The sequence below is a fragment of the Vibrio sp. 10N.222.52.C3 genome (assembly GCF_041474195.1).
Lineage (GTDB): Bacteria > Pseudomonadota > Gammaproteobacteria > Enterobacterales > Vibrionaceae > Vibrio > Vibrio crassostreae_C.
In genome coordinates, this window is the sequence record NZ_JBFRTQ010000026.1 from 1 (window position 1) to 12,135 (window position 12,135).

Genomic DNA, 12,135 nt, shown 5'->3' on the forward strand with positions numbered 1-12,135 from the left:
ATACTGACTTCAAAACTACAAAAAGTAATTCTAAAGCTATTACCATTCCAACAGAATGATAATGAATTGACTGTGCCGATAATAAATTATCGATTGGTCACTCAGTTCATTGAAATCAATGTGATTCCTAAGAATCAATTTTTGATATTCATCAACGAGTGCCCACACAGATTGATAGGTTTAAATTGTTAAAGAGCTTTTCCTTTTTGAGCTTCGCTCAAATCGGACGGCCATTTTAGCGATTTAAGTTTTAGTGTCAACCACTATTTTCAAAACTTTTTTCAAGCGCTTGGCTTGGCTAATTTGGCTTGCTGATTCGTTCTGGTTTCCTAAGAAGCCATCCCGTGTCAGCGAGGTGGCATTATAGAGATTTCGATCACACTGGCAAGCCCTTTTTTAAGTTTTTTTCGTTTTTTTATTCGTTCGATTAAAAAGAACTCAAAACGCCTCAAAAGTAGGCTTTTATCTTACATATTCTTCAGTTTTTCAGTGAACAAAGAGACTTTTTCCCAGTTTGTGTACTCAACTTCCTTCGTTGTATCCGTTTCACCACCTGTCATATTCATAATAAAGCGGATCATGGTTCTATCGAACCAGTTATAACGTGGGTAATAGAGGGCACCTGCAAATACACCGATTAAAGTCGGCTGCCATGGAGACTTGGTAAGGAACTTCTTAATATACGCACTGCCTTCTGGTGTATCTTTGCCTTGGTCTTCTTTACGCGCCGTTAAGTTAACACAGAAGAACGCAACCTTGCTTGATTGCAACTGAGTAAGGTTGGCATCAATAAATTGATATAGCTTCTTATTAAGGTGGCCATAACGAATCGATGCGCCAATCAACACTCTGTCGTACTGAGCAAAGTCCACCTTGCCAATAGTGTGCAGATCTTGAAGCTCACATTCGAACTCACTCATTTCTTCTTTTATATAGTTCAAGATTTTCTTGGTCTGCCCTTCACGGCTTGAATACAAAAATAGAGCTTTTGCCACAATGTTGTCCTTAGCTACGCCAAAACGTAGGGGTCAATAAGATTAATAAGGTGAAGATTTCTAATCGGCCAAACAGCATAGATACGATAAGTACCCATTTTGCTTTGTCGTTCACATCGCCAAAGTGCACCGCGACTTCACCAAGGCCCGGGCCAAGGTTATTTAATGTCGCCGCTACCGCAGAGAAAGCACTCAACTCGTCCATACCAGTTGCAATAAGAGCCAGCATACAAACCACAAACACTAATGCGTATGCAGAGAAGAAGCCCCAGACCGCATCTACAACACGTTGTGGTAGTGCAGAACCGCCAACCTTGATGGTATAGACAGCCCGTGGGTGAACAAGACGCTTCATTTCACGAGCACCTTGCAGAGTAAGTAGTAAGATTCGAATCACTTTCATACCACCACCCGTAGAACCTGCACATCCCCCTATAAAAGAAGAGAACAAAAGCAGTACGGGTAAGAACAATGGCCACTCTGAGAAACCCGTCGTTGTAAAACCCGCGGTCGTAGAGATAGACACGGTTTGGAACAAGGCTTGATCAAAGGCATCGTAATACGAGTCATAAGAGTGGTGATTCAGCAGTAATAAGAAACAAACCAAGAACAAGATCGCCTGAATAAAGATAAAGGCGCGGAATTCAGGGTCTTTCCAGTAATACTTAGGATGCACACCACCAGAAGCAAACGCAGCAAAGTGAAGCGAATAGTTACATGCGGATATAAGAAGGAACACAACTGTAATCATGTTGATCGCAGGGCTATTGAAATACCCCATGCTCGCATCGTGAGTCGAGAAGCCACCAATCGCAATAGTAGAGAAGCTATGACTGATGGCATCAAAGAAGCTCATCCCAGCAAGCCAAAACGCCACTGCACAAGCAATGGTTAAGCTCAGGTAGATGTACCAAAGCGCTTTTGCCGTTTCAGCAATACGCGGAGTCATCTTGCTATCTTTTACTGGACCCGGGATTTCAGCACGATATAGCTGCATACCACCGATACCCAGAACAGGGAGGATAGCTACCGCTAATACGATGATACCCATACCACCAAACCATTGTAGGAACTGACGGTAAAACAGAATCGCTTTAGGCAGATCATCAAGGCCAACAATTACAGTCGCACCTGTCGTAGTTAATGCAGAGAAGGATTCGAAGAAAGCATCGGTTACCGACACATTGGGGTTATCGGCGATCAAAAACGGCAGCGCACCCGCACTACCGATTACCGTCCAAAACAGAACAACAATCAAAAAGCCATCACGCGCTTTCAATTCATGCTTATAACGTCGGTTTGGAAACCAGCAAGTTGCTCCACAAAATAAGAGAACGAAGAAGGTCGTCACAAATGGCACACCCGCACCATCTCGATAGATCAGTGCGACGAGCGCAGGAGCAAGCATTGATACACTAAAAAGTGCTAATAATAATCCGACGATTCGAATAATTGAGCGAAATTGCATGAGCTATTGAACGAAGCGAAATGCTTCAAACTTCCTAGTTGTCTTTGACTTTCGTTACCAGTGCCTTAGCACCGCTTTTATTGATCATGGTTTGGGTAAACGAATCTACCTGAAGGAGCTCTATTTCAATAACAAGCTCAACTTGAACACCATAATCCGCTTGGACCTCAACAGCCTGATGCTGAGCCATGATGGATTGTGCGATCGGCACAAAGCCATAGTCTAACTCTAGCCGTAATTTTGTGGTTATTTTTTTCTCGATAGTTTGAAGCAGCTTGAGAGCTTGTTGTACACCACCGCCATAAGCCTTAACCAAACCGCCGGTTCCAAGCTTAATTCCGCCAGAGTAGCGCGTCACAACAGCCGTTAATTCACCGACGCCAGAGCCCGATAGTTGCGCCAAAATAGGCTTACCCGCTGTACCTGATGGTTCACCATCATCACTGAACCCCCAAAGCATTGAGTCTTCAGGTCGACCAGCAACAAAACCCCAACAGTTATGTCGTGCTGAAGAATGCTCTTTTTTCACCTGTTCTACGAACTGTTTTGCAGCTTCTACACTTGGAGTATGAGCAAGATGCGTAATAAAGACGCTCTTTTTTATCTCTTCTTCAAACAGAGCCGACGCAGAAGGTATTAAATAAGGCTGTTCATTCATATCGTTAACTTAGTTAATAAGAGCGACGAAGTGTATCACGCGTGAATAATAAGGGTTAGAGGATCTGTGCTATCGCACAATGTTAAACAATTGTTTAAAAAATGTATTGAAATTAATCAAGCAGAGGTACAGACTAAGATAACTGGTCTTACCAGGTATTCTACAATAATAGAAAGATAACAAGATTCTCTCAAACAATCGTGGATTGTATGTCATGGAGATAGACAATGATTTACCAAGCTAACACCCTACAGGTAAAGGAATTACAAGATGGTATTGCGGAATTAAGCTTCTGTGCACCAGCCTCTGTAAACAAACTCGACCTTGCTACTTTAGAATCACTAGACAAAGCGTTAGATGCTCTTAATGCTCACGCAGGATTACGTGGTTTAATCTTAACTTCAAACAAAGACGCGTTCATTGTAGGCGCAGACATCACTGAATTTCTTGGCCTATTTGCTAAGCCAGAAGCAGAACTTGATGAATGGTTAAGATTCGCTAATTCAATCTTCAGCAAGCTCGAAGACCTCCCTGTCCCAACTCTTTCAATGATGCGTGGCCATGCCCTTGGCGGCGGCTGTGAATGTGTACTCGCTACTGATTTCCGTATCGGTGACAAGACCACCAGCATTGGCCTACCTGAAACCAAGCTTGGCATCATGCCTGGTTTTGGTGGTTGTGTGCGCCTACCTCGTGTTATCGGTGCTGACAGCGCAATGGAAATTATCACGCAAGGCAAAGCATGCCGTGCAGATGAAGCGCTTAAAGTTGGCTTGTTAGATGCGATTGTTGAAACAGACCAGTTACTAGAATCGGCAATCAATACCATTTCTCTGGCTGCTAATGAAAAATTAGACTGGCAGCTACGCCGTAAACAAAAGACATCAGCGCTTTCACTAAGCAAACTCGAAGCGATGATGAGCTTTACCATGGCGAAGGGCTTAGTTGCTCAAAAAGCAGGGCCTCACTACCCAGCTCCGATTACTTCTGTGATTGCGATTGAAGAAGCAGCACGCAGCAATCGCGATGCAGCACTCGACATCGAACGTAAGCACTTCGTTAAGCTAGCGAAATCGGAAGAAGCAAAAGCATTAGTTGGCTTATTCCTGAATGACCAGTACATCAAAGGCTTAGCGAAACAAGCGGGTAAGTCAGCAAACAAAGCAACTGAGCGTGCAGCCGTACTTGGTGCAGGTATCATGGGCGGCGGTATTGCTTACCAATCAGCTCTAAAAGGCGTGCCAGTGATGATGAAAGACATCGCACAAGCATCGCTTGATCTAGGTATGAACGAAGCATCTAAGCTGTTGAATAAACGCTTATCACGCGGTCGCTTAGATGGATTCAAGATGGCAGGTATTCTGTCTTCTATTACTCCAAGCCTGCATTACGCGGGTGTAGAACAGTCGGATGTGATTGTTGAAGCAGTAGTAGAAAACCCGAAAGTAAAAGCAGCAGTACTGAGCGAAGTGGAAGGTTTGGTTGGTGAAGACACGGTTCTAACATCAAACACCTCTACAATTCCGATCAACCTGCTAGCGAAATCACTGAAGCGCCCAGAAAACTTCTGTGGCATGCACTTCTTTAACCCTGTGCATCGCATGCCTTTGGTTGAGATCATCCGTGGTGAACAAACTTCAGAAGAGACCATCAATCGCGTGGTTGCTTACGCAGCGAAGATGGGTAAATCCCCAATCGTTGTTAACGACTGCCCAGGCTTCTTCGTTAACCGTGTACTTTTCCCTTACTTTGGCGGTTTCAGCATGTTGCTACGCGACGGTGCTGATTTCACTAAGATCGATAAAGTGATGGAGCGCAAGTTCGGTTGGCCAATGGGCCCGGCTTACTTACTAGACGTTGTAGGCCTAGACACTGCACACCACGCACAAGCTGTGATGGCGCAAGGTTTCCCAGAGCGTATGGGCAAAGAAGGTCGTGATGCGATTGATGCACTTTACGTTGCTGAAAAATACGGTCAGAAAAACGGTAGCGGTTTCTACACATACAGCGTAGACAAGCGCGGTCGCCCTAAGAAGACCTTCTCTGAAGATATTCTTCCTATCTTGGCTGACGTATGCCAACAGCCACAAGACTTTGATGACCAGACCATTATCCAGCGCGTGATGATTCCAATGATCAACGAAGTGGTGCTTTGTCTAGAAGAAGGCATTATCGCGACACCGCAAGAAGCGGATATGGCACTGGTTTACGGTTTAGGCTTCCCTCCATTTAGAGGCGGCGTATTCCGCTACTTAGACAGTGTGGGCATTGGTAACTTCGTTGAAATGGCGAAAGGCTACCAAGACTTAGGTGCAATGTACCAAGTTCCTCAGCTATTGCTTGATATGGCAGCGAAGGGCGAAAGCTTTTACGACAGCCAACAAGCCAGTTCTCTGTAACCCACATTTGGAAAAGGAATAGCAAAATGAAAAATGTAGTTGTTGTTGATTGCCTTCGCACCCCAATGGGACGTTCCAAAGGTGGAGCTTTCCGTCACACTCGTGCTGAAGATCTGTCTGCACATTTGATGAAAGGCATTTTAGAGCGCAACCCAGAAGTAAACCCTGTCGAAATTGAAGATATTTACTGGGGTTGTGTACAACAAACACTAGAGCAAGGCTTCAACGTTGCACGTAACGCTGCCTTGCTTGCTGGTCTACCGATTGAGATTGGTGCTGTAACAGTCAACCGTTTATGTGGTTCATCTATGCAAGCTTTGCATGATGCAACTCGCTCTATCATGGTTGGTGATGCTGAAATCTGCCTGATTGGTGGTGTGGAGCACATGGGCCACGTACCAATGAACCATGGTGTTGATTTTCACCCAGGCATGTCAAAACACGTAGCAAAAGCGGCCGGCATGATGGGGCTAACCGCTGAGATGTTAGGCAAAATGCACGGTATTAGCCGTGAAGACCAAGATGCATTCGCAGCACGCTCACATGCTCGCGCTCAAGCAGCAACAGTTGAAGGTCGTTTCAAAAACGAAATTCTACCAACCGAAGCTCACGCTGCAGACGGTTCTCTGTTCACTCTGGATTACGACGAAGTCATTCGCCCAGAGACAACAGTTGAAGGCTTATCCCAGCTGCGTCCGGTATTTGACCCAGCAAACGGCACAGTAACAGCAGGTACTTCATCAGCTCTGTCTGATGGCGCTTCTGCAATGCTTATCATGAGCGAAGAGAAAGCTAACGCACTTGGCCTTAAGATTCGCGCTCGCGTGAAGTCGATGGCTATCGCTGGCTGCGATCCTTCAATCATGGGTTACGGCCCAGTACCAGCAACCCAAAAAGCACTTAAACGTGCAGGACTAACCATTGAAGACATGGGTGTGATTGAGTTAAACGAAGCGTTTGCTGCTCAATCTCTACCTTGTGCTAAAGACTTAGGTCTACTGGATGTTGTTGACGAGAAAGTAAACCTTAACGGCGGTGCGATTGCTCTGGGTCACCCACTAGGCTGTTCTGGTTCTCGTATCTCGACGACGCTAATCAACCTGATGGAAGCACAAGACGTGAAATACGGCTTGGCGACTATGTGTATTGGTTTAGGCCAAGGTATTGCAACGGTATTTGAACGCCCATAGCGTTTACTGACTGTAATATTTGAAGGGTAATCTTTTGTGCAGCTATATTTATATAGCTGCACTTTTTATTGCTTGGCATCCAACAATGCATCGATTGTGTTCAGCGAACTCAACGAGAGAAAAACCAACCCTGACATCTATGCACAAAACGCATATATTCAATGTTGATGTTTCATTATTTTTTCTCGGATGATTCAACTAAAGTTACTTCAGTTTCCTAATATTCCTCCACGGAGCAGATCATGTTTAAAGCACTTGTACTAAACCAAGAAGACAAAAAAACTATCGCGTCAGTTTCTCAAATTGAAGAATCTCAATTACCAGAAGGTAACGTGAAGATTGATGTTAGCTACTCTTCTTTGAACTACAAAGATGGTTTGGCGATTACAGGTAAAGGGCGCATTGTTCGCAACTTCCCTATGGTTCCTGGTATCGACCTTTCTGGTGTGGTTTCACAATCTGATGACCCTCGCTACAAAGCAGGCGACGAAGTGGTTCTAACTGGTTGGGGTGTTGGTGAAGGTCACTGGGGCGGCATGGCTGAGAAAGCGAGCCTAAACGGTGATTGGTTAGTGCCAATGCCAGCAGGTCTAGACGCTAAGAAAGTCATGGCAATCGGTACAGCAGGCTTCACAGCAATGCTTTGTGTGCAAGCTATCGTAGATGCAGGCATCAAACCAGAAGACGGTGAAATCCTAGTAACAGGTGCAAGTGGCGGCGTAGGTAGCGTATCTATCACTCTACTAAACCAACTGGGCTACAAAGTGGCAGCAGTGACTGGCCGTGCTTCTGTAAACGGTGAACTACTTAAATCACTAGGCGCGACACGTATTGTAGAGCGTGCTGAACTAGAAGAACCAGCTAAGCCACTAGAAAAACAACTGTGGGCTGGCGCTATCGATACGGTAGGCAGCAAAGTCCTTGCGAAAGTATTGGCGCAAATTGATTACAACGGTGCGGTTGCGATGTGTGGTCTAGCAGGCGGTTTTGACTTACCAACCACGGTAATGCCATTCATTCTGCGTAACGTTCGCCTACAAGGTGTTGATTCTGTAATGTGCCCTCGTGAAAAACGTATTAAAGCGTGGGAACAACTGGCTGAGCTACTACCAGAATCTTTCTACGCTCAAGCAACCAAAGAAGTGTCTTTAGACGGTGCAATTCAAGCAGCAGAAGACATCACTAACGGTCAAATCACTGGTCGCGTAGTCATTAAACTATAGGCTCTCAAACATAAAGTTATCAAACCTTAAGCAACAGCTTTAGGCTTGGATAACCCAAAACAACAAAGGGCTGATTTTTATCAGCCCTTTTGCGTTTTTGTCATTCGGGTCAAGTGAACTCAGACTCAGATCCGGTTAACCCAAACCGACATCCGCAATCCGTTTTTGAATCAACTCACCACACTCTTCTTTTACCACTCTTCTTAACCATTGTTGTGAAGCAGAAGAATCGCAACGCGAGTGCCAGATCAGTGAGTAATCAAACGGCATAAATTCAAATGGTAATGGCTTAACAACCAAGTCATAACGCTCTGCTACCAAATAAGCCAAATCAGCAGGCACAGTAATCACCAACGGCATTCTATCGACAATCGCCAATGCCGCTTCAAGGTGATAAGCACGCAGTACCATTTTTCTGGGTTGTTGATTAGCTAAAGCGTTGTCCAATAAAGCCTTAACACCATCACTGATCGCAATCATCGCATGTGGGAGTGAAACATAGTCTGCAAGGCTTAAAGGTTGATCGGCTAATGGATGGTTTTTAGATAACAGACACGACACACCAACCGGCCCCAAGACTTCTTGATGAAGTGGTGCAATGCTGCCACTCGGACGACAGATCGCCATATCAACGCGTTCGGTGCTGAGCTGTTTAAACAAATGCTCATGCTGCAACGGAGCAAACTCCAAAGAGATATTGGGTGCTTGTTCATAAATCTTAGGCAACGCATAAGGCAAGATGGTTTGCATCGCATAATCGGTGGTAGCGATCAGAAAACGTTCGCTGCAATAGTAAGGGTCAAAGTCACTCGGACTCAGCAATTGGCGAAAAGACTCCAAAGGCTGATCAATACGCTGACTGATCTCGAGTGCTTTCTTGGTAGGAATAAGGTGCTGACCTTGACGTGTAAACAACGGATCGTTTAGTAATTCTCTTAAACGCCCTAATACTCGACTGGTTGCGGATTGGCTTAAGTTAAGACGAAGCGCGGCCTGGCTTACGCTGCCCTCTTCAATCAATACCTTTAAAGCGACCAATAAATTAAGGTCTCTACGATAGATGTCTTCTAATTCCACGCCACTTACCTAGCTGTATACGATTGCCATTAGTCACTAAGTTGTTTATAGCATGCTTTAGATAAAAAAAATCCCGCAATTACGCGGGGAAGCCCAAGAAAATTTGGGGATAGTGTCGGAATGTTGTCGTATCGGAATTCGCTTGCTGTATTCGGGTTAGTGCTCTTGCTCTTCGGCTATGCCTTGCCAACGGCGCATCTCTACCCAAATACCAATAATCGTTGCTACTATGCCAAAAATAGGCATCAGTGAGGTCTCTGTCGATGAGCGTAGTACTAACGCACAAAAAGAAATAAAACAGAGAACCGAATAAATTGTTAATCTATCTAATCCTGTCAACATCGCCACTCCTTAGCTAGTTGCCTTTGCTTCAAGTTGTTATCAACTTGTTAACTAAGTTATAGGAAATGATTCTGTTTGCCAAGCACTTATTGCATATTTTTTCTGCAGACGTATTATTCACTCGTTAGATAGATATAGAGATACAAACCATGACATTCAAACCTGAACTGGCAACCCATACTTTAGAAGCTGAAGGCCTGCGTTGCCCGGAACCAGTAATGATGGTCAGGAAGACAATTAGAAACATGCAGGATGGCGATGTGTTACTGGTAAAAGCTGACGATCCTTCGACAACTCGAGATATTCCGAGCTTTTGTCGATTCATGGATCACCAGTTGGTAGGCCAAGCAACAGAAACGTTGCCTTACCAGTATTTGATCAGAAAGGGATTGGAGGCGTAACGCCCCACCGACTATCAAGTATCAAAAAAGCCGCTCGTACCTTATGTTCTTAAACAGAACTCAGAGTACGAGCGGCTTTTTGTTTATTCGCTTCTAGATTTGTTTTGCAGATGCTCCAGCTGATGCTGAATTTCTCGGATATCTTTGCGCATCGGAATAATATGCGCGACCCGAATCCAAGCCTCTACCGCAAGTGCAGTCATGATGATGGCACCCGCGACCATTGGCAGCCACATGTCCGTCAACACCATGCCTAACAGTGTAAGTGCAAGACCAAAAGTAAATAGATAACTTTGGCTTTGTGGAGTAATACCCATATAACGCGTCAACATAATCATGCCCTCGTGTTCTTAACTCACAAGATTAAAATATCATGACAAGTATGACAGTTATATGTCCATTCGCTCGATAAACCCCACAATACTGTAAGAGTATGACCTACAACACATTACTCTACTGATTGAGTATAATAAGACTCAATACCACCTGTTAATAGAAAGCAGCAGCGATAGCTAAACCCACGAATAGCAAGGCTGTGATCTTACGAATCAGATCAAGAGGCATCTTATCAGCAGACAGCTTACCGATGATCACCACAGGCACATTTGCCAGCAACATACCAATGGTTGTACCCAGAATCACCCACGCTAATGCATCCGCATATTGAGCCCCTAGGATAGAGGTCGCAATTTGGGTTTTATCGCCGATCTCAGCAATAAAGAAAGCGATAAAACTGGCGACAAACGGTCCTCGGTTTGAGATCTGTTCATCGTCATCTAACTTATCGGGAATCAAAATCCAGCCAGCCATCGCAATGAAACTGACCACCAGCACCCACTTTAATACTTCAGGTGAAAGATAATCAGCAACCACGACCCCGAGCCATGCTGCAAGGGCATGATTGGCAATGGTGGCAAAGAAGATAGCTGCGATGATAGGTATCGGCTTGCGATATCGACTGGCTAATAAAAGAGATAGCAACTGAGTCTTATCACCGATCTCGGCTAAGGCGACAGTTGTAATTGAAATTGCTAAAACGCTCACGACATGCTCATTTGGGATGGGGATTATTATATTTAACCAAAGACAAACCTCGCGCCCCATCCCGGTTCACGATGCTTGTCTATGGTCTTGCTAAGCACCACCAAGGTGGTGGTTGCCTCGAACGCCATGATGATTTTGCATCAATTATGTTGACGAACGAACTCATTCAATAGGATATGAATAAGTAAGCTACTCCCCAAAGACCGCGAGATTTTAATAGCCCATGCTTTCAAACACAAGTGTCAAAGTTATCAAAATATCCACTTGTGCCGAAAAACAAACATTAAAGGCACAAAAATCCACTAAACGACATTTTAGACCACTAATTAAACAAGATTACCCCTACTCGCTTTACGAATATCTCGGTATACTCAGAGGTTATTTTTCTCATTCATTTAAAAGAATCGCGCGAACCTGACTATGCAAAAATACGATATCAAAACCTTCCAGGGAATGATCCTCGCGCTGCAGGATTACTGGGCTCAAAACGGTTGTACCATTGTTCAACCTCTAGATATGGAAGTAGGTGCAGGCACCTCTCACCCAATGACATGTCTACGAGCACTTGGCCCAGAGCCAATGTCTACAGCTTACGTTCAACCTTCTCGTCGTCCGACCGATGGCCGTTACGGTGAAAACCCGAACCGTCTGCAGCACTACTACCAATTCCAAGTAGCGCTAAAACCATCGCCAGACAATATCCAAGAGTTGTACCTAGGCTCCCTAGAGGTTCTTGGTGTTGACCCACTTGTTCACGACATTCGCTTCGTTGAAGATAACTGGGAAAACCCAACACTAGGCGCATGGGGCCTTGGTTGGGAAGTATGGCTAAACGGCATGGAAGTAACTCAGTTTACTTACTTCCAACAGGTTGGCGGCCTTGAGTGTAAGCCAGTAACTGGCGAGATCACTTACGGTATCGAGCGTCTAGCAATGTACATCCAGGAAGTAGATTCTGTTTACGACCTAGTATGGAACGTAGCACCAGACGGTTCTAACGTGACTTACGGTGACATCTTCCACCAAAACGAAGTTGAGCAATCGACGTACAACTTCGAGCACGCAGACGTAGATTTCCTATTCACTTTCTTCGACCAGTGCGAGAAAGAGTGTAAAGAGCTACTTGAGCTTGAGAAGCCACTGCCGCTTCCAGCTTACGAGCGCATTCTAAAAGCAGGTCACGCATTCAACATCCTTGATGCGCGCAAAGCTATCTCTGTAACAGAGCGTCAACGTTACATCCTTCGTATCCGCAACCTGACTAAATCAGTTGCTGAAGCGTACTACGCGTCACGTGAAGCGCTTGGCTTCCCAATGTGTAAGAAGGAAGGTAAATAA

General features: G+C 44.9%; 12 protein-coding genes and 1 riboswitch. Of the genes, 5 read left to right on the top strand and 7 right to left on the bottom strand.

From position 1 onward, the window contains the following. Positions 1 to 467: 467 nt before the first annotated feature. From hemG to AB4517_RS03835, 3 genes are read right to left on the bottom strand one after another with little or no spacing between them, the layout of a single operon-like run. Complete coding sequence (hemG, locus tag AB4517_RS03825; protein WP_065584162.1) at positions 468 to 995, bottom strand: menaquinone-dependent protoporphyrinogen IX dehydrogenase; 528 nt, start codon at positions 993 to 995, stop codon at positions 468 to 470. Between the two features lie 10 nt (positions 996 to 1,005). Continuing rightward, positions 1,006 to 2,463, bottom strand: coding sequence for a TrkH family potassium uptake protein (locus tag AB4517_RS03830; RefSeq protein WP_372147918.1), 1,458 nt, complete (start codon positions 2,461 to 2,463; stop codon positions 1,006 to 1,008). A gap of 34 nt (positions 2,464 to 2,497) precedes the next feature. Further along, on the bottom strand, positions 2,498 to 3,121 hold the full coding sequence (locus tag AB4517_RS03835) for a YigZ family protein (protein ID WP_372147919.1): 624 nt from the start codon (positions 3,119 to 3,121) through the stop codon (positions 2,498 to 2,500). A gap of 227 nt (positions 3,122 to 3,348) precedes the next feature. Here AB4517_RS03835 and fadB point away from each other — a divergent pair, with 227 nt between their 5' ends. The 3 genes from fadB to AB4517_RS03850 all read left to right on the top strand — a co-directional run bounded on the left by fadB (position 3,349) and on the right by AB4517_RS03850 (position 7,933). Beyond that, positions 3,349 to 5,520 (top strand): fatty acid oxidation complex subunit alpha FadB, encoded by a 2,172-nt coding sequence (gene fadB / locus AB4517_RS03840; protein WP_372147920.1) that lies wholly within the window; start codon positions 3,349 to 3,351, stop codon positions 5,518 to 5,520. A gap of 26 nt (positions 5,521 to 5,546) precedes the next feature. Continuing rightward, positions 5,547 to 6,710 carry an acetyl-CoA C-acyltransferase FadA gene (gene fadA, locus AB4517_RS03845; protein ID WP_017058821.1) on the top strand — a complete coding sequence of 388 codons (1,164 nt, stop codon included), beginning with the start codon at positions 5,547 to 5,549 and terminating at the stop codon, positions 6,708 to 6,710. A gap of 242 nt (positions 6,711 to 6,952) precedes the next feature. After that, positions 6,953 to 7,933 (top strand): MDR family oxidoreductase, encoded by a 981-nt coding sequence (locus tag AB4517_RS03850; RefSeq protein WP_019825590.1) that lies wholly within the window; start codon positions 6,953 to 6,955, stop codon positions 7,931 to 7,933. 135 nt (positions 7,934 to 8,068) lie between these two features. On the opposite strand, the gene AB4517_RS03855 is transcribed toward AB4517_RS03850, so the two are convergent. Continuing rightward, complete coding sequence (locus AB4517_RS03855; protein ID WP_017058819.1) at positions 8,069 to 9,010, bottom strand: LysR family transcriptional regulator; 942 nt, start codon at positions 9,008 to 9,010, stop codon at positions 8,069 to 8,071. Between the two features lie 156 nt (positions 9,011 to 9,166). Next, the gene (locus AB4517_RS03860) at positions 9,167 to 9,352 is read right to left on the bottom strand and encodes a hypothetical protein (protein WP_004736674.1); all 186 of its coding nucleotides are present in this window, start codon (positions 9,350 to 9,352) and stop codon (positions 9,167 to 9,169) included. Positions 9,353 to 9,501: 149 nt separating this feature from the next. On the opposite strand from AB4517_RS03860, the gene tusA reads away from it, so the two are divergent. Then, positions 9,502 to 9,753, top strand: a complete 252-nt coding sequence (gene tusA / locus AB4517_RS03865) for a sulfurtransferase TusA (RefSeq protein WP_004736675.1) — start codon at positions 9,502 to 9,504, stop codon at positions 9,751 to 9,753. A gap of 83 nt (positions 9,754 to 9,836) precedes the next feature. Here the strand turns inward: tusA and AB4517_RS03870 are convergent, their stop codons facing one another. Together AB4517_RS03870 and AB4517_RS03875 are read right to left on the bottom strand one after the other, a co-directional pair. Then, on the bottom strand, positions 9,837 to 10,091 hold the full coding sequence (locus AB4517_RS03870; RefSeq protein ID WP_017058818.1) for a hypothetical protein: 255 nt from the start codon (positions 10,089 to 10,091) through the stop codon (positions 9,837 to 9,839). 151 nt (positions 10,092 to 10,242) lie between these two features. Beyond that, the gene (locus tag AB4517_RS03875) at positions 10,243 to 10,797 is read right to left on the bottom strand and encodes a TMEM165/GDT1 family protein (RefSeq protein WP_017058817.1); all 555 of its coding nucleotides are present in this window, start codon (positions 10,795 to 10,797) and stop codon (positions 10,243 to 10,245) included. 93 nt (positions 10,798 to 10,890) lie between these two features. Continuing rightward, positions 10,891 to 11,007: riboswitch (yybP-ykoY riboswitch) on the bottom strand. A 210-nt stretch (positions 11,008 to 11,217) separates the two neighbouring features. On the opposite strand from AB4517_RS03875, the gene glyQ reads away from it, so the two are divergent. Beyond that, entirely contained in the window at positions 11,218 to 12,135 is a 918-nt protein-coding gene (gene glyQ, locus AB4517_RS03880; RefSeq protein ID WP_017058815.1) for a glycine--tRNA ligase subunit alpha, read from the top strand.